Raw genomic sequence first — 23,660 nt, 5'->3', positions numbered from 1 at the left:
CATAGCCAATCTTTGTGGTTTTCTATATTGAATATCTTTTATTTATATTGTAAAAAAAATCTTAGATGATAACTAAACAATATTTAGATGAATTAACTTACGCAGTAATTGGTTGTTGTATAAATGTTCATAAAGAATTAGGTCCTGGGTTACTAGAAAATATTTATCACCAATGTTTAATTGAAGAGTTAAAATATGAGAGAATTTCTTACATTTCAGAAATAATTGTTCCTGTAAGTTATAGAAATATTAGAATTGAAACGAATTTAAGAGCAGATTTATTTATTGATAATTGTTTAGTACTTGAATTGAAATCTACTAATGAAATAAAAACAATTTTTGAAGCTCAACTACTAACCTATATGAAACTTTTAAAAGCTCCAAAAGGAATATTAGTTAATTTTAATTGTTTAAATATTTTTAAAGAAGGGCAAAAAACTTTTGTAAACGATATTTTTAATGAGTTACCAAAAAACTAAAATAAAAAAACAAAATACTTCCATCCACCAGCTCATACAAAACCTATGTTTTCTATGTCTCTATATGGTAAAATATAAACAGTAGAAATAAAATATGCTATTAAAAAATAAAAATATCAGCTTAAGAGCCCTAGAACCCGAAGATTTAGAATTTCTATTTCAAATAGAAAACGACGAATCTTTTTGGGAAGTAAGCCATACCCAAACTCCGTTTTCTAAATATGTTCTCAAACAATACTTAGAAAATGCGCATTTAGATATTTATGAAGCAAAACAATTGCGATTAATTATCGAAGAAAATTCTTCAAAAAAAGCAATTGGAACCATCGATCTTTTCGATTTTAATCCACAACATAAAAGAGCCGGAATTGGAATTTTAATTCATCCAGATTTTCAAAAAAATGGATTCGCCTCAGAAGCATTATCACTTTTAATTAATTATGCTTTTTCTCATTTAAATTTGCACCAATTGTATGCCAATATTACTGTTGATAACACAAAAAGCATCTCCTTATTTGAAAAACACCATTTCAAAAAAGTTGGCATAAAAAAAGATTGGATTTTATCCGAAGGAAAATATAAAGATGAAATTTTATTTCAGTTGATAAAAGAGTAACTTTGCAATCTTATTAAAATAAAAAACATTGAACAAAAAAATAATTTACATAATAGCCTTCTTCCTTTTATTGGGTGGAATTTTAACCTACAATTACTATCAAAAAATATTCGGAGAAGCCATTACAGAAGACATTGAGCTTTTTGTAGAATCTTCCGACAGTTTAATTGACGTTAAAAAGAAATTAGAAGATTTCTCTAAAAGCCCAGAAACATTTCTTTGGGTATCTGCAAAAAAAAACGTTGAGAAACCAAAAGTTGGACGTTATCTTATTAAAAAAGGAACTTCGAATAACGATTTGGTAAATATGTTACGAAGTGGAAGGCAAACGCCTTTAAAAATTTCTTTCAACAACCAAGATACCTTAGAAAAATTCGCTGGAAGAATTGCAGAACAAATTCAAGCAGATTCAATTTCTTTAATAGAAACCTTTAAAGACGAAGCGTTTTTATCAAAAAACAATCTGACAAAAAAATCGGTTCTACAAATTTTTATACCAAATACCTACGAAGTTTATTGGACAATTTCTCCAGAAAAGTTCAGGACTAAAATGTTAATTGCTTACAAACGTTTTTGGAACGAAAGTCGCTTGAAAAAAGCTGAAAAATTAGGATTAACAAAAAACGAAGTAATTACATTAGCTTCTATTGTTCAAAAAGAAACTACACAAAATTCCGAAAGACCTATTGTAGCAGGTTTGTATTTAAATAGGCTCAAAAAAAAATGGCCTTTACAAGCAGATCCCACAATAATTTATGCCATTAAACAGTTAAAAGGGCAAGATTATGTAGTAAAAAGAGTGCTTACTGTAGATTTAGAAATAAACTCACCTTATAATACTTATAAAAATACAGGTTTACCTCCTGCATTAATTTCTATGCCAGATGTAAGTGCTATTGATGCTGTTTTAAATGCAGAAAATCACGATTATTTTTATATGTGTGCAAGTGTCGATAAAATTGGGTATCACGATTTTTCAAAAACACTTTCTCAGCATAACAGAAATGCTGCAAAATACCAAAAATGGTTAAACAAACAAGGGGTAAATAGATAAGTTGGAAGTTGGAAGTTGGAAGTTGGAAGTTGGAAGTTGGAAGTTGGAAGTTGGAAGTTGGAAGTTGGAAGTTGGAAGTTGGAAGTTGGAAGTTGGAAGTTAAAAACTATGAAATTAAGCTTTACTAGAAATATAATTTTCTGTTTTTTAGTTGTGTTTTTGGTCTCTTGCGGAAATAAAAACATCAAAGTAAAAGACCATAAAAAAATTGAGTTTTTTAAAGAAATTGAAAATTTAGACGCATTTAAAATCGCCGAAAAAAGAATCGATTCTTTAAAAAGTGAAGGCATTGAAGCTGAAATTTCCATTAGTATTTTAAAAGAATCTTATTACAAAGAAGATTCCTTAAAAAACATTTCTTTGGCTTTTATAAATGAAGGGTTAGATTATTCAAGTAACATTTTGTACACCATAAAGTTTAACAGAGATACTTATAAAATACTCGCTGTAATTCCAAATTAACGAAAATGTTTGCCATTTTAAAAAAAGAATTCAACTCGTTTTTTGCTTCGCCAATTGCCTACTTGGTTATTGGAGTTTTTCTGTTGATTAATGGTTTGTTTCTTTGGATTTTTAAAAACGATTTTAATATTTTAAATGCTGGTTTTGCAGATGTAAACCCATTTTTCTATATAGCTCCATGGGTATTTTTATTTTTAATTCCTGCAATTACCATGAAGAGTTTTGCAGATGAATTCAGCAATGGAACCATCGAACTTTTAAAAACAAAACCACTATCAAATTGGCAAATTGTAATGGGCAAATTTTGGGCTTCACTCCTACTAGTTATCATTTCTTTAATTCCTACTTTAACGTATGTTTATACGATTTATCAATTAGGAAACCCTATTGGGAACCTAGATTTTGGAAACACCATTGGTTCTTATATTGGCTTGCTTTTCTTAGCATCTACTTACACAGCCATTGGTTTGTTTACCTCTACACTTTCTAAAAATCAAATTGTAGCATTTATTTTAAGTGTTTTAATTACATTTTTATTGTTTTATGGTTTCGATTCCATTTCCAATTCTTTTGGAAGTAATTCTTTAATCCTTAAAAAAATCGGAATTAACGAACATTTTAAAAGTATTTCACGAGGCGTAATTGATACTAGAGATATTATCTATTTTTTGAGTACTACTTTTTTCTTTTTATTCATCACTAAAACAAGATTAAACAATGAATAAAAACCTAAAATACATCGTATTTTTAATTATCGGTTTAATCGTTTTAAACATTGCAAATCAATTTTTCTACAAACGTTTCGATTTAACTGAAGACCAACGCTATACGCTTTCTGAAACAACAAAAAATATTATTTCTAATGTTAATAAAAATTTATTTATCACGGTTTATTTAGAAGGAGAATTTCCTTCAGAATTTAAAAGATTACAGGTTGAAACACGTCAATATTTAGAAGAATTGGCATCTAAAAATTCGTTGATACACATCAATTTCGAAAATCCTGATGACCAAAGAGAGGCTTTAATTAAAAAAGGAATGATGCCTAGCCAATTAACAGTCGAAGAAGATGGTAAACTTTCGGAAGCAATTATTTTTCCTTGGGCAGCACTTTCTTATGGAAAAAAAACAACCATTGTTTCTTTGTTACCAAACGCAATTATGGCTTCTCAAGAAGCACAATTAGCAAAAGCAATCGAAAATTTAGAGTATAGTTTTTCGAATGCAATTAACTCCGTCACTAAAAAAATAGAGAAAAAAATAGGAATTATCACTGGAAATGGCGAATTAAAAGATATTTACCAGTATAGTTACTTGAGCGAAGTAGCTAAAAAATATCGCTTGGCAAAATTCACGTTAGACTCTGTGGCTATAAATCCGCAACAAACATTGCAAGATTTAACAGGTTTAGATATGGCAATTATTGCAAAACCGACTCAGAAATTTACTGAGAATGAGAAGTTTGTTTTAGATCAATTTATTGCAAATGGTGGAAAAACTTTGTGGATGATCGACAATGTGCAAGCAGACCAAGATAGTTTGTTTAACGGTGCAAAAATGTTGGCATATCCAAGAGATTTAAATTTAACAGATTTATTTTTCTCTTACGGAATTCGCGTAAACTCTATATTGATAAAAGATTTATACGCAGCTAAAATTCCTTTGGCAACTGGCAAAAGTGGCAACCAAACTCAGTTTCAGAATTTAGATTGGTATTTCCATCCTTTGGTTGGTGGAAATCCAAACCATCCAATTACCAAAAATATTTCTCCTGTAAGATTACAGTTTGCTAACCAAATAGATACGCTTAAAAACAGCATTAAAAAAATACCTTTGTTAGTCAGTTCTGTGCTCACTCAAAAAGTAGGAACACCAACATTTATTGAATTACAATCTATTGCTGATAAAGTTGTAGAAAACGATTATAAAGATGGAAATCAATTATTTGCTGTACTGTTAGAAGGAAATTTTAATTCGGCTTATAAAAACAGAATAAAACCTTTTGAAACGCCACTTTATAAAGAAAATGCAACGAACAATAAAATGGTTTTTATTGCTGATGGCGATGTTGGGAGAAATCAAATTTTAAAAGGTAAGCCATTCGATTTAGCAAGAGACAAATGGACCAATGAACAATTTGGAAATAAAGATTTTCTACTAAACACAATCGATTATTTATTGGACGATGCTGGTTTGATGAATTTAAGAAACAAATCGTTAAAAATTAAAATGTTAGACAAACAAAAAGCATTTAAAGAACGTACTTTTTGGCAATTTTTAAATGTTGCTTTACCGTTAATTTTCTTGTTTGGATTTGGGATTGCTTTTAATTATTTAAGGAGAAAACGATATTCTTAAGAGTTATAACACAGAGGTTCACAGAGATTTAATTTAAAACACACGGATTTCACAGATTTACACTGATAATTCTGCTGAATGATATAAAAAATTGAAAGACACGAATTTCACAAATTGCCACTAATAATTACTTAGAATTTCTCGAACTCCACAAACGATCTAACACACTGTCAGTTCGTGTGATTTTGATTTTTTTATCAAAATTGTATCGAGAACAACTTTGCAAATATAAAACACTACAACTTTGCGCCTTTGCGACTTTGCGAGAAATAAAAAGACACAGATTTCACAGATTTGAACTGATAATTGTGTGAATTATACTGTTAACACACAGAGGTTCACAGAGTTTTTTCGCAGAGATTCACGGAGATTTAAAAAAAATACAAAGACATGAATTTCACGAACTCCACAAACGATCTAACACACTGTCAGTTCGAGTGATTTTAATTTTTTTATCAAAATTGTATCGAGAACAACTTTGCGAATATAAAACACTACAACTTTGCGCCTTTGCGACTTTGCGAGAAATAAAAAGACACAGATTTCACAGATTTGCACTGATGATTGTGTGAATTATACTGTTAACACACAGAGGTTCACAGAGTTTTTTCGCAGAGATTCACGGAGATTTAAAAAAAATACAAAGACATGAATTTCACGAACTCCACAAACGATCTAACACACTGTCAGTTCGAGTGATTTTGATTTTTTTTATCAAAATTGTATCGAGAACAACTCTGAAATTCTGAAACTTTGAAACTTTGAAACTTTGAAACTTAAATAGAAAGCAAATTATCATGAACAAAAGAATACCCCAAAACCTTCTCCAACTTACTTGAACTAATAATTTTCCATTCGTACTTTTCGTTTTCCTCAAAAACGGGAGTCTCTAACCCCTTACTCATTCTTGCATTTACGTAAAACTCTTCTCTGGTGGGATGATGAGTTGCACACGCATTAAAAGTTTCGTTCCAACAATTTTTGTTAATAATTGTATGAATAATTTCCATACAGTCTTCTCTATGAATCATGTTTACAAAACCTTTTGGTTGCGGAATTTTTCGTCCGTCTTTAAACCAGTTTGCTGGATGTCTTTCTCCACCAAACAAACCTGCAAAGCGAATAATTGTGGTTTCAAAAAACGTGTTTTCTCTAAATAAATTTTCAATTTCTACTAATGGATTGTTCTCTATAACAATATCTTCTTCCGTCATTATTTTATTAACTCTTGGATAGACAGAAGTAGAACTTATAAAAATTACTTTTTGAATGGTAGAATCCTGAATTTGAGAAATCAGATTTTCAAAACCATCTACATCTTTGGAGGTAATTGCAATTATTAAAATATCCGTATTTAAAAAATCATCAAACTCTTCAAAGTCAGAGATATTTACCAAATAGGGTTCTATTCCTACAGATTCTAAATCAGTAATTTTTTCTTCCGAAGTTGTAGAACCTTTTACGGTAAAACCATCTTCTAACAGAGAAACTGCCAATGGTTTTCCTAACCAGCCACAACCTAAAATGCTTATATTTTTCAATATTAATAATTTTTAAAATTCAATACTTAAATTAACAATTTGGAGTGTCGCAACAATTATCGTCTTTTATTAATTTACAAGAAACAACGGCTAACAAAGCTCCTAAAATTGGCGCTAAAATATACATCCAAAGATGTTGTAAATTTCCTGAAACTACATTTGGAGCAATGGAACGAGCAGGATTCATAGAGGCATTTGTTATTGGGCCAGCAAACATTGCTTCCAATAAAACAACTGCTCCAACAGCAATTCCTGCAATAATTCCCATTTCTTTACTTCCTGTGGAAACATTTATAATTACCACCATCAAGAAAAATGTGAGTAATAATTCCAACACAAAAGCGCGCCAAACATCTACAGTTGGTATGGTTGCACCTAAATTTTCACTCGCTGGAAATAAAAACCATAAAATAAAACTTGCTGCAAATGCTCCTAAAATTTGGGCAATAACGTATTTGGGAACTTCTTTCCAAGAAAACTTTTTGGCATAAGCAAAAGCGATGGTAACTGCAGGATTAAAATGCGCGCCAGAAGTTTCGCCAAAAGCATAAATCATAGCCATAACAATTAAGCCCCAAGTAATTGCAATTCCTACATGTGTAACATCTCCATCAGTAACTTCGTTAATTGTCATGGCTCCTGTTCCACAAAAAATCATTGAAAACGTTCCTATAAATTCTGCAATGTATTTTTTCATAATCTATCTTAAAAACGCAAATATACATACCTTAATTTAAGATTTTGTTAACATTTACCGTTTTTTGAAGTCGTAATTTTGATAATATTACTAACCAATTATAATAACAAATCATGAAAAAAATTTCAATTAAATTTTTAAGTACACTTACTGTACTTACAATGGTTTTCTTTACAAACTGTCAAAATAAAGAAACAAAAGAAGAAGCTCCAAAAGTGGAGACTAAAGAAGAAGTAAAGCCTGCTGCTGCAAGAATTGAGGCTCCAGCACCAAGTCCGTTTTCGACTTTAGAGCAAAAAGTAGGTTTAACAGATGTTACTATAGAGTATTCTAGACCAAACATGAGAGGACGTGCTATTTTTGGAGGTTTAGTGCCTTATGGAAAAACTTGGAGAACAGGTGCCAACGCAAACACTAAAGTAACTTTTAGTACAGACGTTACTGTTAACGGAAAAAATATTAAAAAAGGAGCCTATGCATTATACACAGTACCTAATAAAAAATCTTGGGACATTATGTTATACAAAGATGCTGATAATTGGGGAAATCCTAAAGAATGGGATGATGCAAAAGTGGTTGCAAGTGTTGCTGCAGACGTTGTAAAAATGCCAATGAAAATTGAAACGTTTACAATTACATTAGACGATTTAACAAACAATTCTGGTGTAATTGGAATTCTTTGGGACGATGTATATGTTGGTTTACCAATTGAAGTTCCAACAAACGAAATGGTTATGGCTTCTATTAACGAGGTAATGAAAGGTTCACCAAATGCAAGAGCTTATTACGATGCTGCTGTATATTTAAAGTCGGAAAATAAAGATATTGACAAAGCATTGGTTTGGGTTGATAAAGCTATTGAAATGACTAAAGACGATCCTAAATTTTGGATGTTAAGACAACAATCTTTAATTCATGCTAAAGCAGGAAAAAAGGAAACTGCAATCGCTGCAGCAAAACAATCTTTAGAATTGGCTAAAAAAGCTGGTAATGACGATTACGTAAAAATGAACGAAGATTCTTTAAAAGAATGGGGAGCAAAGTAAATTGATTTCCTTTTTTAAAATATTTAAAATCTCAAGTTTCGACTTGAGATTTTTTTGATTAACAAATTAACTAAGTGTTAATATAAATTATTAATGAAAACATTATATTAAATTTTAGTATTCTAACATAATATAGTAGTTTCTCAAACCAAAGAGTTCTTTCTCATACATAGATTTTTTTCATATCTAACCAACAATTTTTTCGTAACTTGCATTATAATTAAAATCAATAAAAGTGCTTCTAAAGGAAAAAATATCGATTGAAAATTTTGAAGATAAAAAATTCAAAATCACACTTGTAAAATCTGAAAAAGACACAGAAGCGGCGTTTACTCACTATTTACATAATCACAAAAATGGAGTTTCAAAATTCTATAAACCAGATGCTTTAGAACATGTTAAAAACTTATTTGAATATAAGTTTCCTGAAGAAAAAATATCAAATAGAACTGCTGAAGAAGCTCTTCAGCATTTAATTTTCCAGCAAGAAAACATTCCTTTTCCTGCACCGAAAAAAGCTGATTTTAAATTTATCGACCTTTTTGCTGGAATTGGTGGATTTAGATTAGCATTTCAAAATCTGAAAGGAAAATGTGTTTTCACAAGTGAATGGGACAAATATTCTAAACAAACTTATAAAGCTAATTTCGGAGAAGTTCCGTTTGGAGATATTACCAAAAAAGAAACAAAAAATTACATTCCTGACGAATTTGATGTTTTATGTGCTGGGTTTCCTTGTCAAGCATTTTCAATTGCTGGAAAAAGAGGTGGATTTGAAGATACAAGAGGTACTTTGTTCTTTGAAGTAGCTGAAATTATAAAAAAGAAAAAACCAAAAGCTATATTTTTGGAAAACGTAAAAGGTTTGCGAAGTCACGATAAAGGGAAAACACTGGCAACAATTTTAAATGTTTTACGAGAAGATTTAGGGTATTTTATTCCTGAACCACGAATAATGAATGCAAAAGAATTTGGAGTTCCTCAAAATAGAGAACGAATTTTCATTGTTGGATTTAAAAAAGATTTAGGTATTACAGAATTTGAATATCCAATACCTATTAAGAAAAAAGTAACACTCGAAAATATTTTAGAAAGTAAAACTGTATCTGTAAAGTATTATTTATCAGAAACTTATATAAATACTTTAAGGGATCACAAAGCAAGACACGAAAGCAAAGGAAATGGATTTGGTTACGAAATAATTTCAAATAACGGAACTGCAAATGCTGTTGTTTGTGGAGGAATGGGAAGAGAACGAAATTTGGTTTATGATTTTAGATTAAAAGATTTTACACCAATAACTCATATTCGAGGAAAAGTAAATAGAGAAGGAATTCGGAAAATGACACCAAGAGAATGGGCTAGATTACAAGGTTTTCCTGATAATTACAAAATAGTCGTTTCAGATGCTCAAGCATATAAACAGTTTGGCAATTCTGTTGCAGTTCCTGCAATTCAAGCTACAGCAAGAAAAATTATAGAAAAACTTAAAAGTCTATGATTACAGGAAATAAGGGAGAGTGGAGTGAAATTTATGCACTTTTCAAATTACTTGGAGACAAACAATTATTTCTTGGAAATAAAGATCTTGAAAAATTAGAAGGAATTGTTTATCCTATTCTACGTGTTTTAAGAACTGAAAATAATGGAAGTTTTGAATACGCAATTGAGGATGAAATTATACTCATTTCTGGGGGAGAAGAAGTTTTAAAAATTTCTATTTCAATATTTAAAGAAAAAGCAAAATTCTTACTTGAAAAAATTAAGGAAAATAAAGAAAGAACTTTTTCAGTTCCAGAAATAGAGGAATTTATGAAATCTATAAATTGTCTTTCTTTAAAAGCAAGTTCTACCGTAAAAAAAGATATTACAATTGTTGTTCACAATCAAAGAACAAATCAGCAACCAACTTTAGGTTTTAGTATAAAATCACAATTAGGTAGCCCTTCGACTCTACTTAATGCTGGAAAAACAACAAATTTTATTTTTAAAATTTCAAATATAAAACTATCTAAATTAGAAATTGAAAATATCAATTTAATTGATTCCAGTAGTAAAATTATGGACAGGATTAATTCTGTTTTGAAATCTGATGGGAAATTTGATTTTGTTAAAACTGAAAAACAAATATTTTCAAATAATTTAATTTTGATTGATAGTAAACTACCTGAAATACTATCTCAAATTGTTTATGAATTTTATTCAAGTAAGAAATCAAGTGTTTCAGATTTAGTAGAAAATACGCATATTAAAAATCCTTTAGGTTTTGATATTTCTTACGAACACAAATTTTATGAATATAAAATCAAACGATTTTTAACAGACATTGCTTTAGGAATGATGCCTTCTAAAGTTTGGGCTGGAGAATATGACACAACTGGTGGGTATTTGGTTGTTAAAGAAAATGGAGATGTTTTATGTTATCACATTTATAATAAAAACGAGTTTGAAAACTATTTATTTAGTAATACAAAATTAGATACAGCAAGTTCTAAAAGACACGATTTTGGAATTCTTTACGAACATGAAGAAAAATTATATTTTAAACTGAATTTACAAATTAGATTTATCAAATAAAATTAGTATAAATTAAATCATACTTTTCGTCAAAACTTCATCAAACCTTTGAAAGGTTAAATAATAAACTCCAACAATATCAACAAAACAAAATACTTTATAAAACTAACTGTTTTTTTTTATTTTGAATTTAAAATCACATTACTTTTATTAAATGAAAATCTTAAAAAACAAATAAATCCCAAGCAAAACTTGGGATTTATTATATATCAAAAAACAAAACCTCTACTGCACTTTAATAGAACAACCAATAGCTCTTGTCTCAGTTTTTTCCACTTTTTTTCCTGCTAATAAAGCATCCACAGCATTTTCTACATATTTTTCTGTAACTGCATCTGGGTTTCTAGAACTATTATCAATCGCTCCAATGTACTGCACTTTCATATCTTTTTTGGTAATAATATAAACATGTGGCGTTTTTGTAGCTCCAAATTTTGGATACACTTTTTGTCCATCGTCAAATAAATACGGAAAAGTAAATCCTTTTTCTTTTGCTCTAACCTGCATTTTCTCGAAACTATCTCCAGAAACTGCTGCAGGATCATTTGGGTTAATGGCAATTACAGGAAAACCTGCTTTTTTGTATTTCTGGTCTAAAGCAATAATTCTATCTTCATTTGCCACAGAATATGGGCAAGTATTACAGGTAAATATGATAATAAATCCTTTTGCAGATGTATAATCTGATAAAGAAACCATTTTATTATCGATGCTTTTTAATTTAAAATCTTCAATTTTATCTCCGATTTTATAACCGTCTTTTTTCTCTGTTTTCAGGGTAAATGCAGTTAATGCAAATACACAGATTACTAATATTGCTTTTGTAATTTTCATTTTCTAAGGATTTAAAAAGGTTTGTACTTCTTTCTCTAAAGTTTCGTATTCAAAAGATTGTTCGTAAAACATTCTCTTGTCTTTATTATATATTAAGGTTGCAGGAATCGCTCCAGACCAATTTTTGTCAATTGCTTTTATCCAAACATCTTCGTTAATATCGTCTAATAAAATTACTTCCGATTGTAAGTTTTTCTTTTCAATAAAAGGAATCAGTTTTTTATCTACTTGTTTCGGGAAATCTAAACTTACTAAAATAACTTCTACATTTTTATTAGCATATTCCTTACCCAATTTTTCGAAAGAAGGCAATTCCTTTACACAAGGCCTACACCAAGTTGCCCAGAAATTGATGACGTAAATTTTATCATCATTTTTTTCTAACAAAGGTTTTAGTTCTTTGTAAGTATAGGATTTTACGGTCGTTTTGTTTTCCTGAACAACAGCTTCCTTTTTCACTTCTTTTTCTGCTACTTTTTCTTTCTTACAAGAAAATGATACAACTACTAAAAGTCCGATAAATAATACTTTCCACTTCATCTTTTAAAATTAAGCATAAATAAAATAGGTTGTTAGTATTTAACGGATTCTTAACAAAAATGTTTTATGGTAGGGGTTTCTGGATTTTGGATATAAAATTAAAAAGACACGGATTTCACAGATTTGCACGGATTTGTGTGGTAATAAAAAAACACGAATTTCACGGATTTCACAAATCATGTGTGAATTTTTCCACAGAGCTTCACAGAGTTTTTTTCTATGTTTTCTATGCTACTATGTGGTAAAAATAAGAGTTTTGAAAATATTGTCTGGGTTCTCCACAGAGCTTCACAAAGTAGAGTATTTTGCAGGGAGTTTTTATTGAGCATAGTCGAAATAGGGAAATAAAAGGAGTTCTCTTTAACAAAATATATCATTCAATATTTTTGCTAAGCGAATTCCTCCTATTTGTAGTTGGTTTCTAACCGTTACAAAATGGTCATAAGAATATTTGTAACGTAAATTTTCTCCTACTTTAACTGACTTGTAAATTTCTTTGGTAAGTTCGTGAACCTCATTTACCCAATCTTCAATAGTACCTTTTTCGATGGCTTTTATTTGTTTTTTAGATAAATCTTTTGCGTTATTTGCCAATTCTAAATAACTCATATTCCATTCTTCAATCATTTTTGTGTCCCAAACTGCATGTAAATTTGTTCCTTTTCCAAACCACTGAACTTGTATGGTGTTTCCTCCTTTGTCTTCTCTCTGTCCAATATGCATTGGCTGATGTAAGTCTCCCACAAAATGAACTAACAATTTTAAATAGAAAGCTTTGTGTTCTTGTGAACTATTTTTATCCTTTAAAACTTTAATACATTTCTTAATTCCTGTAACCAAATCTCCTTTCGGATTCTTCTTGGCTTCTGCATAAGTCTGCTCTAAACCCATATTTATATAGTGCCAAGAATAGTATTTATCGTATTTCTTATCTGACTTGATTTCGTCTGCAAAGGTAGATACGAACGCTAAACTTTGTCCTTTCAACAATTTATCTATTTTCCTTTTTGCTCTTCTACTTAAATGATTTTCAGCAATTTTAGCGGTAGCTCTATGTCCATTTTGTCCCCAAAAGAAAGTTTCTTCTTTTTCTGACTGCGAAAAAAAAAGAAAAGACAATAGAATAACAATTTTAAGCTTCATTTATAGGAATATTTATAATTCTGTGCGAAGTTATAAAAATAAATAGCATAATTATTTGGAAATATTAAAAATTTATTTATATCTTTATGATATCAAATTAATATCATTTTAAATCAACTACACATGAAAGCAGAAAAAATCATCAAATTAGCAAACGGTTACTTAATGTTAGTAATTATTGCCTTATTATTCTTTGGAGGAATTGCTATGGTTATTCAGTCCGAAAATCCTATTTATTTATTAGCAACTTTGGTCGGTTTTATCGGTTTCTTCGGATTTATACTTGTAAACCCTAATACTTCTAAGGTTATTTTATTATTTGGAAAATACGTTGGAACGATTAAAGAAAACGGATTGTACTGGGCAAACCCTTTATATAGAAAGAAATCTATTTCTTTAAGAGCGAGCAATTTCGACAGTGAGCGTTTAAAAGTAAACGATAAATTAGGAAACCCTGTTATGATTTCCACTATTTTAGTTTGGCGTGTTACGAATACTTACAAAGCTGCTTTTGATGTAGATAATTACGAGAATTTTGTAAGAGTACAAACAGATGCAGCTGTTCGTAAATTAGCAAGTATGTATCCTTATGATAATTTCGCGGACGAAGGTCATGATGAAGATATTACGTTACGTTCTAGTGTAAACGAAGTTTCAGAAGCTTTAGAAAAAGAAATCGACGAGCGTTTAACAATCGCAGGAATCGAAGTTTTAGAAGCAAGAATTGGGTATTTAGCCTATGCAAATGAAATTGCGTCTGCCATGCTAAAAAGACAACAAGCAACTGCAATTGTAGCTGCAAGACATAAAATTGTACAAGGTGCTGTGGAAATGGTAGAAATGGCTTTGGAAGAGTTAAACAAAAAACAAATTGTAGAATTAGATGAGGAAAGAAAAGCGGCAATGGTAAGTAATTTATTAGTTATTTTATGTGGCGATAAAGAAGCTTCTCCTGTTGTAAATGCTGGAACTTTGAGTCATTAATAAGTTCATTCTAGCCTTCCCAAATGGAAGGAACTAAGTATAAATAAAATTTAGATTTCTTCGAATATGAAACCATTTCAATCCTATGAATTAGTTAATGGCAAATTACAGGTTAGTAATTCCGAACTTAAATTTATTTTTAACGAATTTAAGTATTTTAAAGATATTTTTAAATTTATTACGGGTGTGGGTTTTATTGGCACATTTATAGTAAAATTATTAAATTTTAAAAATATAACTAAAACTTATGATTATTGGATTTTGGGATATTTGGTCTTGCTTCTATTTGTTTAGTATATTTTTTTCTTGAAATCGTTTTTAAAAATGTTTGGTCTAATAAAATTGAAATAAATGATTTAATCACAATCGAAATTGATAATGATGTAAACGAGGATAATATAGATGAAGATAGCAAAATCGAAATTACTTTTAAAAAGAACAATGGCAGAGAAAAAATTATTAAATTAAGAAAAGATAAAAATCAATTAGAATCTTTTTTAGAAGAAATTCAAAGAAGAAATGCAAGGATTAAAATTGAATACATTTAACATGAAAGAATATAAAGTAGTTACCTTAAAATTAGGTCTTAGAAATAGAAATCAGAAATTGGAAGATTTATTAAATCAGTTTGCGAGAGAAGGTTGGGCTTTAAAAGAAATACCAACCAATTGGAATGCGATTGTATTAGAAAGAGACAAAAACAGATAAAAATGAAAGTTTTTAAGGAAGAACAACGTTTTACACAAACTTGGTTAATTGCAGTAATGGCAGTAAGTTTAATTGTTCCTGTTATTATAGTTTTTCAAGAATATTTAAAAGATTACACTAAAATGACCACAACTTCTTTTGTATTAACCCTAACAGGTATTTTGGCTTCCGCTCTTTTTATTTTTGCTTTTAAACTAAAAACAAAAATAGATGAGCAGGGAATTCAATATCAGTTTTTTCCTTTTCATTTTAAATTTAGAAAAATTGAATGGAAAGAAATAACTTCTGCAAAAGTAAGAATTTACGACCCTATTGGAGAATATGTTGGTTGGGGATTAAAAGGTGGTTCTCTTTGGAATAAAAAGAAAGGAAAATGCATTAATGTTTCTGGTGATATTGGCATTCAATTAGTATTAAAAAACGGAAAGAAATTATTAATTGGTACTCAGAAAAAAAAGAGGAAGCAATTAATGTTTTAAAAACCTACGAAAATAAATACAATGGTTAGAATTATCGCTTATTTAGTTATTTATATCGTCAGTATTTCTGCCGCTTTTGCTCAGTTAAATACCGAAGAAATTACCATTTATAATAAAGAAATCGAACTTCCTGGAACGTTAACATTTTCAGCAGAAAACCAACCTTTAATTATTTGGATGCATGGTTCTGGACAAATTGATAGAAATGGAAATCAGCCAGCGCAAAACGTAAAAGCGAATTACATTCAGCAATTTCGCGAAGCAGTAAATAAAGAAGGTATTGCATTTTTTAGTTACGATAAAAGAACTGCAAATCCTAAAAACAAGCATCTTCTAAAAAACACTTTGGTTCGAGATTTTGCTGTAGATGCAGAAGCTGTTGTAAATCATTTTAAGAATGATAAACGTTTTACAAAAATTATTTTAGCAGGGCACAGCCAAGGTTCGTTAATAGCCATGTTGGCTTCTAAAAATGTAGATAAATACATTTCTATTGCTGGTGCTGGAGAAACTATTGATAAAACAATTATCAAACAAATAAGTAAAAACAACCCAACTTTAGGAGAAGCTGCCCAAAAACAATTCGATACACTTCGAATGAAAAGAAAAATTAAAACTGTAAATCCGTTTTTAGTGAGCATTTTTGCAAAACCAAACCAATCTTTCTTATTATCTTGGATGGAAATAAACCCAACTATTGAAATAAAAAAACTAGAAATTCCTGTTTTAATTTTAAATGGCGATAAAGATATGCAAGTAAAAATTGAAGATGCAAATGCATTAAAAAGCGCAAAACCAACCGCCCATTTTGCAATTATAAAAAACATGAATCATGTTTTAAAAACAATCGAAAAAGAAGAAGATAATATGAAATCGTATTTTTCTCCAGATTTTCCAATTTCTGAAGAATTAATAAAAACAGTGGTTTCATTCGTAAAAAAATAAGATGGCAAAGAAAAAAGCTTTCGCATTGCGAGTTAACGAAGATATGATTAAAGCCATTGAAAAATGGGCTGCAGACGAATTCCGTTCTACAAACGGACAAATAGAATGGATGTTAATGCAGGCTTTAAAAAATGCCAAAAGAGAACCTAAAAAAAAGGAAGAATAAAAAAAGTTGGCAGTTGGCAGTAATTCAGTTAGCAGTTTTTAAATGTATTTTTATTGATACTAAAATAGAAATTTCTCAATTCCATTTCGTTTCATTCGAAATTACATAATAATTATCTCGACTTTGATAATTGTCACTTCGACCTTGTGGAGAAATCTAATTTAACAAATTTGTTAAAAAAGCGCTCAATTTTTATTACGCGTTTTTTATTTTGTATATTGTGGCTGCTAAATTAATATAACTGAAATTTAACCATATCTTAGAATGAACTCTACTTGGAATAAGAAATAAAAGAGTTAAAATCTTGAATTGTTCATAAACAGAGTTTCTTGAAAAAGAATGCTATATTACAAGTGTTCAATACTCTATTACATGAACAATGGATGCAATAAATATTAAATTAAAATGAAAAATTTAAAACCAATTTTAGTAATTACTTTCATCTTTTTGTCTTTTCTACTAATAACGAATTGCAATAATAATGAAACTGAAACATCTCAACAAGATGAATTAGCATTAATAATTGAAAAAATTACCAAAGACAATGTTATTGAAATAAACTCCACTAAACATGGAAATATTTCGTATTTAGAAAAAGATGGGTTTGAAGATGGTTTCTCTGCAAGAATGAAACCTGGTGATGTGCTATGTAAAGGTTCAGGAATAAGTTTCGCTAGATGCGTTAGAAAGAATCTTGATAATGGAAAAACAATGAAGTTGTATAAAAAAGGAAAGACTTATTACGCCGAAGAAATGTAATAATAACTGCTCATAACACTCTATAAAAAATAACAGTTAAGTGCAAAATTTATTAGTTTGCACTTAACTGTTATTTACATTTCTAAACTAAAAACCATTAGCTTGTTTTATCCTGATACTTCTCATATAACTCAACATTATTAAAAACCATCAAACTTACTATAATGAAAAAAATAACCACAGTACTTTTTTTATGCGCCACTTCTCTACTCTTTTCGCAAGAGTTTTCTATGGATTTGGTAAAAAATATGAAACCAAGAAATATTGGTCCTGGAGGCATGTCTGGACGTGTAACGTCCATTGATGTTGTAGAATCTAACCCAGAAATTATGTATGTTGGAACTGCTTCTGGAGGAATTTGGAAATCTACTTCTGGTGGCGTTAAATGGAAACCAATTTTCGAAAAAGAATTAACAGCTTCTATTGGTGCTGTTGCGATTCAGCAATCGAACCCAAGTGTAATTTGGGCAGGCACTGGAGAAGGAAACCCAAGAAATAGTTTAAATGGTGGTTTTGGAATCTACAAATCTTTAGATGCTGGAAAAACTTGGAAATCGATGGGTTTAGAAAAAACGCGTCATATTCATAGAGTTATTATCGATCCTACAAATCCTAATATAGTTTATGTGGGCGCAATTGGTTCTCCTTGGGGCGAACACAAAGAACGTGGCGTTTATAAAACTGTAGATGGAGGAAAAACGTGGAAACAAATTCTTTTTACAAATATTAGATCTGGAGCTGCAGATTTAATTATGGACCCAAAAAATCCGAATAAAATAATCGCTGCGATGTGGGAACACAAACGCGATCCTTGGTTTTTTAAATCTGGTGGAGAAGGAAGTGGATTATATATTACACACGATGGAGGAGAGAATTGGAAAAAAATTACAGAAAAAGAAGGTTTTCCAAAAGGTGAATTGGGTAGAATTGGTGTTGCAATTGCGCCAAGTGAACCAAATATTATGTATGCTTTGGTGGAAGCCAAGAAAAACGCATTGTATAAAAGTGAAGATGGAGGTTTTAATTGGAAAAAGATAAACGACAAACCTGGTATTGGAAATCGTCCTTTCTATTATTCCGAAATTTATGTAGATCCACAAAACGAAAATAGAGTGTATACAATTTTTACATACGTAAATGTTTCGCAAGATGGAGGAAAAAACTTCAAGCAATTAATGCCAGCTTATGGTGTAGATAATGGGGTTCATCCAGATCATCATGCTTGGTGGATTCATTCAAAAAACGGAAAATTTATGATCGATGGAAATGATGGTGGCTTAAACATTACCAAAGATGGTGGAAAATCTTGGCGATTTATAGGAAATATTCCTGTGGCTCAATTTTATCATATTAATGTAGATAATGAATTCCCTTACAATGTTTATGGAGGAATGCAAGATAATGGTTCTTGGAGAGGCCCCGCTTACGTTTGGAAAGCCCAAGGAATTAGAAATTCGTATTGGCAGGAAATTAGTTTTGGAGATGGTTTTGACGTTGTTCCAGATAAAGACGATTCTAGATATGGGTGGACTATGAGTCAGCAAGGTTCCGTTTCGCGATTCGATTATTTAACAGGAAATAATTACGGAGTAAAACCAACACATAAAGATCCTAATGTAAAGTTACGTTTCAATTGGAATGCTGCCATTAATATAGATCCTTTCGATAATAGTACATTGTATTTCGGAAGCCAGTTTGTGCATAAATCTACAGACAAAGGGTTAACTTGGACAGTTATTTCACCAGATTTATCGACCAACAATCCAGAAAAGTTAAAACAAAACGAAAGTGGTGGTTTAACCATGGATGCAACTGGTGCAGAAAACCATTGTACAATTTTGGTAATTGAACCAACTCCATTAGAAAAAGATGTTTTATGGGCTGCAACTGATGATGGACAGGTTCATATAACTAAAAATGGAGGAGAAAGTTGGACAAATGTTGCCAAAAATATTACTGGTTTACCAGAATTTTCTTGGATTACACAAATAAAAGCATCCAATAAAAATAAAGGTGAAGCACTTTTAGTTGCCAATGATTATAGACGATTTAATTATACACCTTATGCATACAGAACTAAAAATTATGGAAAAACTTGGAAACGTATTGTAAATAAAAATGACGTACAGAGTTATACATTATCTATTATTGAAGATCCAGAAAACGAAAATTTATTGTTCTTAGGTACAGATGATGGTTTATACATTTCTGTAAATGCAGGAGAAAAATGGACAAAATGGACCAATGGTTTTCCAACAGTTTCTGTAAAAGATTTGGTAATTCATCCTAGAGAACACGATTTAGTAATCGGAACTTTCGGTCGAGCAGCTTGGGTTTTAGACGATATTCGTCCATTAAGAGCCATCGCAAAACAAAGTTTTAATGCTAAAAAAATACACTTATTTCAACCACCAACTGCGTATCTAGCAGCCTCTCAACAACCTACAGGAAGTAGATTTGGTGCAGATGCAATGTATCAAGGAGAAAACAGAAAAAGAGGTGCAATTATTTCTTATTATATTGATAAACCCGCTGAAAAGAAAAACAAGAAACAAGATAAAAAAGACGATAATGTCATCTCAAGCGAAGCCGAGAAATCTAATAAAGTAAAATTTGACTCCATTAAATTAGAAATTTTTGATGATGTTCGCCAAATTAGAACTTTAAAATTTAAAGCTCCAAAAGAAAGTGGTATTCATAAAACCACTTGGTATTTAAGAGAAAAAGGAGTTGCTAGAGCTTCTCGAAGAATTAATAAACCTAAAAGAGAACCAGGAGGCATTACTGTAAAACCAGGAACATATCGTTTAAAAATGACCTTTGGAAACCAAGTTTCCGAGCAAAATATTAAAGTTGAATTCGACCCAAGGTTGCAAATTTCTAAAGCAGCAATCAATCAAAAATACAATGCAAGTAAAGAGTTGGAAAAATACCAAGAAAAAATTGCAAATATTGTAGAACAATTGGTAGAAAGTAAAAACACTGCAACTTCAATAAAGTCTAATTTATCTAAAGAAGATAAAAAGAAGTTTAAAGAAGAAATAAAAGCATCTACAGAAATTATTAAAAAAATTGATGGGCTAATTGCTAAATTCTTAGGCTCTATAGATAAAAGGCAAGGAATTACGAGAAATCCAGAAATTACGGTAAATCAGCGTTTTTATCAAGCAAGTAGTTATATTCGCTCTCGATTTGGAGAACAAACTTCCACAGAAACTGTTTTAATGAATCAATTTAAAGAAGAATTTAAAAAAGTAGTTAACGAAACAAATGCCTTTTTTAATAACGATTGGGTTACATACAAATCGAAAACCGAAAACATTAAAATTTCTCCTTTTAAAGAAACTAAAATTTATTCAATAAACTAAAATATGCGTAAAATAATTATTGTATTGTGTTTGAGCTTTATGACTTATAATGTTCAAGCACAAAAATTGGCTAAAGATCAATTAGGAGGTTGGTATATGTATAATGGTTCTCATAAATTATCAAAAAAATATTCGTTAAAAACAATGGCGCATTTTAGGTATTTTGAACCTGCAAGTGAGTTTCAACAAGAAATTTACAGATTAGGTTTAAATTATGCTTTTAACCCAAAAACCAATATTACTTTGGGTATAAGTTACGCAACAGAAGATTTGGCTTACGATACTTTTTCTTCAAATTTATATGAATATCGTTTTTACGAAGATTTAAATTTAAGCTCGAAATGGGGCGCATTTAAAGCGAGACATCGTTTTAGATTCGAACAACGTTTTATTCATAAAAATGTAGTTATAGATCAATTCCAAAACTGGATTCGTTACGATTTAAATGTAAGTTACCCACTTTCCAAAACTTGGAGTGTGTATGCTTTTAACGAAATATTTTTAAATTTAAATAGGTCTAAAAGATTTGTCCAAAATTGGACGGGTGCAGGATTTATTTATAAACTGAATAGCAACATTAAATTAAAAGCGGGGTATTTCCAAATTAAACTCCCTTCTAAAGTTTTAAAAAGATTACAATTTGGTATTATTTTAAACACCCATTTTTCTAAAAAAACCAACTAATATGGAACCCATTTTTACAAACGATGCAATTATTTTTGGTATTTTAATGCTCTCTTTAGGGTTCGTTTTTTATACAGAAAGTATTAAAACAGGTTTCTGGCCTAAGTTTTACAAAATTGTTCCTGGTTTATTTATGGCGTATTTTATACCTGCTATTTTTACTACAATTGGAGTTATTGCTCCAGAATGGGAAACCACAAACGCAACTGGAGAAGTTGTAAAAGGAAACTCACAATTATATTATATAGCAAGTCGTTTTCTACTGCCTGCTGCCTTAGTTTTAATGACTTTAAGCATCGATTTAAAAGCTATTTTTAACTTAGGTTCTAAAGCATTAATTATGTTTTTTACAGGAACTGTAGGAATTATAATTGGTGGCCCATTAGCCATTCTCTTAATCTCTATCTTTTCTCCAGAAACAGTTGGAGGTGCAAATTTCGATGCTGTTTGGAGAGGACTCTCTACATTAGCAGGAAGTTGGATTGGTGGTGGAGCAAACCAAACTGCCATGTTAGAAATTTATAAATACAACCCTGCAAAATATGGAGGAATGGTGTTTGTAGATATTGTAATTGCCAATGTTTGGATGGCTGTTTTATTAATAGGTATTGGTAGAAAAGATAAAATAAACAAATGGTTAAAAGCAGACACTTCTGCCATTGAAGAATTGAAAGAAAAAGTATCTTCTTTTGCGAAGAAAGTAAAGAGAAACCCCTCTTTAACAGATTTAATGATTATGTTGGCAATTGCTTTTGGAACTGTAGGTTTCGGACATTTTTTAGCAAAATATTTAGGTGTTTTTTTTAGTGATTTTGTAGCTTCTATGGCATCGCAAACTTGGCGAAATATCTTTTCGTTTTTAGGTTCTAGCTTTTTCTGGTTAATTAGTATTTCTACAATTGTAGCAATTCTATTATCTTACACAAAAGCAAAAAATTACGAAGGTGCAGGTGCCAGTAAATTAGGCAGTGTTTTTATTTACATTTTAGTAGCAAGCATTGGTATGAAAATGGATTTAAAAATGATTTTCGATAATCCTGGTTTAATTGCCATAGGTTTTGTTTGGATGAGTATTCATGCAGGGTTGTTGGTTTTAATCGCAAAATTAATAAGAGCCCCTTATTTCTTTTTAGCTGTTGGTAGCCAAGCAAATGTTGGTGGTGCTGCTTCTGCTCCAATTGTTGCACAAGCATTTCACTCTTCCCTGGCAACTGTAGGTGTTTTATTGGCCGTTTTTGGATATGCAATTGGAACAGTGGGCGCAATTTTATGTACAATTTTAATGGAATTAGCAGCGAACATTTAAAAATTTAAAGCATATTTGCAATCGCAAAATTTTAATATTATGAAGAAAATAATCGGATTTATTTTAATAGCCCTAATAGCTATTGCATGTTCCTCTAAGAAAGATGGAAACATGATTGTTGAAGGAAATATTAAAGGCTTAAAAAAAGGGACTTTATATCTACAAAAAATGCAAGACACTGTGTTGGTTTCTGTAGATTCTATAACCGTTTTTGGTGATGGAAATTTCAGACTAACAGACAATGTAGCATCTCCAGAAATGTATTATTTAACTTTTAATGGAAATGTTACCAATAAAAGGATTCTATTTTTCGGAAATAAAGGAACTATTACTATAAAAGACAATATCGAGTTATTTGGTTTTAACCCAGAAATTACGGGATCTAAAAACCAATTAGTTTTTAACAACTACATGAAAATAAATTCTAAATTCCAAAATCAGAGTTTAAATTTTGTAAAAAAAGAGTTTGATGCCAGAAAAGACAACGATAAAGATTTATTAGAAAAGTTAGATAAAGATTACAAAAGTATGATAAGAAGAAGGTATTTATATACCACCAACTTTGCTTTAAATAATGCAAATTATGAAGCTGCACCTTACATTGCATTAACAGAATTGTACAATGCAAACATTAAATTATTAGACACTATTAATAATTCGTTGTCTGAAGATGTTAGAAATTCTACTTACGGAAAACGTTTAGATAAATACATTAAAGACATCAAAGAAAAGGAAAAAGAAAACAAGTAATTTCTTTCGTTAAAGAAATTATAAGAAGTCGTCTCAAAAGCATTAGAGTTTGTGATCCTATGTTTATTAATTATAAATATTTATGTTAAAAAAGATTAATTTAGATTTTTCGACTTCACTAAAAACGACCCCTAAATTTACTTTTAAGACAGCCTCTTTCTTTT

Annotated in this window: 25 protein-coding genes; 20 read left to right on the top strand and 5 right to left on the bottom strand. The window is 30.2% G+C overall.

Annotated elements, in window-relative coordinates:
- Nucleotides 1-65: 65 nt before the first annotated feature.
- The 6 genes from J3359_RS00610 (at nt 66) to gldG (ending at nt 4,969) form a co-directional block, all read left to right on the top strand.
- Nucleotides 66-479 carry a GxxExxY protein gene (locus J3359_RS00610; protein WP_208078773.1) on the top strand — a complete coding sequence of 138 codons (414 nt, stop codon included), beginning with the start codon at nt 66-68 and terminating at the stop codon, nt 477-479.
- A 94-nt stretch (nt 480-573) separates the two neighbouring features.
- Nucleotides 574-1,095, top strand: coding sequence for a GNAT family N-acetyltransferase (locus J3359_RS00605; protein ID WP_208078772.1), 522 nt, complete (start codon nt 574-576; stop codon nt 1,093-1,095).
- 28 nt (nt 1,096-1,123) lie between these two features.
- Entirely contained in the window at nt 1,124-2,149 is a 1,026-nt protein-coding gene (gene mltG / locus J3359_RS00600; protein WP_208078771.1) for an endolytic transglycosylase MltG, read from the top strand.
- Nucleotides 2,150-2,257: 108 nt separating this feature from the next.
- Nucleotides 2,258-2,611: a hypothetical protein gene (locus J3359_RS00595; protein ID WP_208078770.1), complete on the top strand. Its 354-nt coding sequence runs from the start codon at nt 2,258-2,260 to the stop codon at nt 2,609-2,611.
- A gap of 5 nt (nt 2,612-2,616) precedes the next feature.
- Nucleotides 2,617-3,336, top strand: coding sequence for a gliding motility-associated ABC transporter permease subunit GldF (gene gldF, locus J3359_RS00590; protein ID WP_208078768.1), 720 nt, complete (start codon nt 2,617-2,619; stop codon nt 3,334-3,336).
- A complete protein-coding gene (gldG, locus tag J3359_RS00585) occupies nt 3,329-4,969 on the top strand; it encodes a gliding motility-associated ABC transporter substrate-binding protein GldG (RefSeq protein WP_208078767.1) in 1,641 nt (546 codons plus the stop codon). Before gldF ends, gldG begins: the two co-directional genes overlap by 8 nt.
- A 776-nt stretch (nt 4,970-5,745) precedes the next feature.
- On the opposite strand, the gene J3359_RS00580 is transcribed toward gldG, so the two are convergent.
- A complete protein-coding gene (locus tag J3359_RS00580) occupies nt 5,746-6,510 on the bottom strand; it encodes an NAD(P)H-binding protein (RefSeq protein WP_208078766.1) in 765 nt (254 codons plus the stop codon).
- Nucleotides 6,511-6,541: 31 nt separating this feature from the next.
- Nucleotides 6,542-7,207 (bottom strand): MIP/aquaporin family protein, encoded by a 666-nt coding sequence (locus tag J3359_RS00575; protein WP_208078765.1) that lies wholly within the window; start codon nt 7,205-7,207, stop codon nt 6,542-6,544.
- 113 nt (nt 7,208-7,320) lie between these two features.
- On the opposite strand from J3359_RS00575, the gene J3359_RS00570 reads away from it, so the two are divergent.
- From J3359_RS00570 to J3359_RS00560, 3 genes are all read left to right on the top strand, one after another.
- Entirely contained in the window at nt 7,321-8,253 is a 933-nt protein-coding gene (locus J3359_RS00570; RefSeq protein ID WP_243765965.1) for a DUF2911 domain-containing protein, read from the top strand.
- A 235-nt stretch (nt 8,254-8,488) separates the two neighbouring features.
- Nucleotides 8,489-9,754 carry a DNA cytosine methyltransferase gene (locus J3359_RS00565; RefSeq protein ID WP_208078764.1) on the top strand — a complete coding sequence of 422 codons (1,266 nt, stop codon included), beginning with the start codon at nt 8,489-8,491 and terminating at the stop codon, nt 9,752-9,754.
- The gene (locus J3359_RS00560; protein ID WP_208078763.1) at nt 9,751-10,830 is read left to right on the top strand and encodes an HpaII family restriction endonuclease; all 1,080 of its coding nucleotides are present in this window, start codon (nt 9,751-9,753) and stop codon (nt 10,828-10,830) included. The genes J3359_RS00565 and J3359_RS00560 overlap by 4 nt, the downstream gene beginning before the upstream one ends.
- Nucleotides 10,831-11,055: 225 nt before the next feature.
- Here the strand turns inward: J3359_RS00560 and J3359_RS00555 are convergent, their stop codons facing one another.
- From J3359_RS00555 to J3359_RS00545, 3 genes are all read right to left on the bottom strand, one after another.
- Nucleotides 11,056-11,664, bottom strand: coding sequence for a thioredoxin family protein (locus J3359_RS00555; protein WP_208078762.1), 609 nt, complete (start codon nt 11,662-11,664; stop codon nt 11,056-11,058).
- Between the two features lie 3 nt (nt 11,665-11,667).
- Nucleotides 11,668-12,204 (bottom strand): TlpA disulfide reductase family protein, encoded by a 537-nt coding sequence (locus J3359_RS00550; RefSeq protein ID WP_208078761.1) that lies wholly within the window; start codon nt 12,202-12,204, stop codon nt 11,668-11,670.
- A gap of 360 nt (nt 12,205-12,564) precedes the next feature.
- A complete protein-coding gene (locus J3359_RS00545) occupies nt 12,565-13,347 on the bottom strand; it encodes a S1/P1 nuclease (protein WP_208078760.1) in 783 nt (260 codons plus the stop codon).
- A 123-nt stretch (nt 13,348-13,470) separates the two neighbouring features.
- Between J3359_RS00545 and J3359_RS00540 the strand changes: the two genes are divergently transcribed.
- From J3359_RS00540 to J3359_RS00490, 11 genes are all read left to right on the top strand, one after another.
- Nucleotides 13,471-14,331 carry an SPFH domain-containing protein gene (locus J3359_RS00540; protein WP_208078759.1) on the top strand — a complete coding sequence of 287 codons (861 nt, stop codon included), beginning with the start codon at nt 13,471-13,473 and terminating at the stop codon, nt 14,329-14,331.
- A 254-nt stretch (nt 14,332-14,585) separates the two neighbouring features.
- Complete coding sequence (locus J3359_RS00535; protein WP_208078757.1) at nt 14,586-14,879, top strand: hypothetical protein; 294 nt, start codon at nt 14,586-14,588, stop codon at nt 14,877-14,879.
- A complete protein-coding gene (locus J3359_RS00530; protein WP_367890381.1) occupies nt 14,866-15,039 on the top strand; it encodes a DUF4177 domain-containing protein in 174 nt (57 codons plus the stop codon). Before J3359_RS00535 ends, J3359_RS00530 begins: the two co-directional genes overlap by 14 nt.
- Before the next feature lie 2 nt (nt 15,040-15,041).
- The gene (locus tag J3359_RS18250) at nt 15,042-15,518 is read left to right on the top strand and encodes a hypothetical protein (protein WP_243765964.1); all 477 of its coding nucleotides are present in this window, start codon (nt 15,042-15,044) and stop codon (nt 15,516-15,518) included.
- 21 nt (nt 15,519-15,539) lie between these two features.
- The gene (locus tag J3359_RS00520; RefSeq protein WP_208078755.1) at nt 15,540-16,463 is read left to right on the top strand and encodes an alpha/beta hydrolase family protein; all 924 of its coding nucleotides are present in this window, start codon (nt 15,540-15,542) and stop codon (nt 16,461-16,463) included.
- Between the two features lies 1 nt (nt 16,464).
- Nucleotides 16,465-16,629, top strand: coding sequence for a type II toxin-antitoxin system antitoxin (locus J3359_RS00515; RefSeq protein WP_081965140.1), 165 nt, complete (start codon nt 16,465-16,467; stop codon nt 16,627-16,629).
- A gap of 405 nt (nt 16,630-17,034) precedes the next feature.
- Entirely contained in the window at nt 17,035-17,388 is a 354-nt protein-coding gene (locus J3359_RS00510; RefSeq protein ID WP_208078754.1) for a hypothetical protein, read from the top strand.
- A gap of 164 nt (nt 17,389-17,552) precedes the next feature.
- Nucleotides 17,553-20,756 (top strand): WD40/YVTN/BNR-like repeat-containing protein, encoded by a 3,204-nt coding sequence (locus J3359_RS00505; protein WP_208078752.1) that lies wholly within the window; start codon nt 17,553-17,555, stop codon nt 20,754-20,756.
- 3 nt (nt 20,757-20,759) lie between these two features.
- Nucleotides 20,760-21,440, top strand: a complete 681-nt coding sequence (locus J3359_RS00500) for a DUF2490 domain-containing protein (protein ID WP_208078750.1) — start codon at nt 20,760-20,762, stop codon at nt 21,438-21,440.
- Nucleotide 21,441: 1 nt separating this feature from the next.
- The gene (locus tag J3359_RS00495; protein WP_208078748.1) at nt 21,442-22,746 is read left to right on the top strand and encodes a DUF819 family protein; all 1,305 of its coding nucleotides are present in this window, start codon (nt 21,442-21,444) and stop codon (nt 22,744-22,746) included.
- 39 nt (nt 22,747-22,785) lie between these two features.
- Nucleotides 22,786-23,496: a DUF4369 domain-containing protein gene (locus J3359_RS00490; protein WP_208078746.1), complete on the top strand. Its 711-nt coding sequence runs from the start codon at nt 22,786-22,788 to the stop codon at nt 23,494-23,496.
- The last annotated feature ends 164 nt before the right edge of the window (nt 23,497-23,660 follow it).

This window comes from Polaribacter cellanae (genome assembly GCF_017569185.1).
Taxonomy (GTDB): Bacteria; Bacteroidota; Bacteroidia; order Flavobacteriales; family Flavobacteriaceae; genus Polaribacter; species Polaribacter cellanae.
Note: the sequence above shows the minus strand (reverse complement) of the source record. Positions and strands in the feature narration are given on the sequence as shown.

Bases quoted from the DNA above. Each gene is read 5' to 3' on its own strand.
- J3359_RS00605 (WP_208078772.1), top strand. From the start codon at position 574: ATGCTATTAAAAAATAAAAATATCAGCTTAAGAGCCCTAGAACCCGAA.
- J3359_RS00510 (WP_208078754.1), top strand. From the start codon at position 17,035: ATGAAAAATTTAAAACCAATTTTAGTAATTACTTTCATCTTTTTGTCT.
- J3359_RS00545 (WP_208078760.1), bottom strand. From the start codon at position 13,347: ATGAAGCTTAAAATTGTTATTCTATTGTCTTTTCTTTTTTTTTCGCAG.
- J3359_RS00490 (WP_208078746.1), top strand. From the start codon at position 22,786: ATGAAGAAAATAATCGGATTTATTTTAATAGCCCTAATAGCTATTGCA.
- J3359_RS00495 (WP_208078748.1), top strand. From the start codon at position 21,442: ATGGAACCCATTTTTACAAACGATGCAATTATTTTTGGTATTTTAATG.
- J3359_RS00550 (WP_208078761.1), bottom strand. From the start codon at position 12,204: ATGAAGTGGAAAGTATTATTTATCGGACTTTTAGTAGTTGTATCATTT.
- J3359_RS00500 (WP_208078750.1), top strand. From the start codon at position 20,760: ATGCGTAAAATAATTATTGTATTGTGTTTGAGCTTTATGACTTATAAT.
- J3359_RS00515 (WP_081965140.1), top strand. From the start codon at position 16,465: ATGGCAAAGAAAAAAGCTTTCGCATTGCGAGTTAACGAAGATATGATT.
- J3359_RS00560 (WP_208078763.1), top strand. From the start codon at position 9,751: ATGATTACAGGAAATAAGGGAGAGTGGAGTGAAATTTATGCACTTTTC.
- J3359_RS00570 (WP_243765965.1), top strand. From the start codon at position 7,321: ATGAAAAAAATTTCAATTAAATTTTTAAGTACACTTACTGTACTTACA.
- J3359_RS18250 (WP_243765964.1), top strand. From the start codon at position 15,042: ATGAAAGTTTTTAAGGAAGAACAACGTTTTACACAAACTTGGTTAATT.
- gldF (WP_208078768.1), top strand. From the start codon at position 2,617: ATGTTTGCCATTTTAAAAAAAGAATTCAACTCGTTTTTTGCTTCGCCA.
- J3359_RS00595 (WP_208078770.1), top strand. From the start codon at position 2,258: ATGAAATTAAGCTTTACTAGAAATATAATTTTCTGTTTTTTAGTTGTG.
- J3359_RS00555 (WP_208078762.1), bottom strand. From the start codon at position 11,664: ATGAAAATTACAAAAGCAATATTAGTAATCTGTGTATTTGCATTAACT.
- J3359_RS00540 (WP_208078759.1), top strand. From the start codon at position 13,471: ATGAAAGCAGAAAAAATCATCAAATTAGCAAACGGTTACTTAATGTTA.
- J3359_RS00520 (WP_208078755.1), top strand. From the start codon at position 15,540: ATGGTTAGAATTATCGCTTATTTAGTTATTTATATCGTCAGTATTTCT.
- gldG (WP_208078767.1), top strand. From the start codon at position 3,329: ATGAATAAAAACCTAAAATACATCGTATTTTTAATTATCGGTTTAATC.
- J3359_RS00610 (WP_208078773.1), top strand. From the start codon at position 66: ATGATAACTAAACAATATTTAGATGAATTAACTTACGCAGTAATTGGT.
- J3359_RS00505 (WP_208078752.1), top strand. From the start codon at position 17,553: ATGAAAAAAATAACCACAGTACTTTTTTTATGCGCCACTTCTCTACTC.
- J3359_RS00575 (WP_208078765.1), bottom strand. From the start codon at position 7,207: ATGAAAAAATACATTGCAGAATTTATAGGAACGTTTTCAATGATTTTT.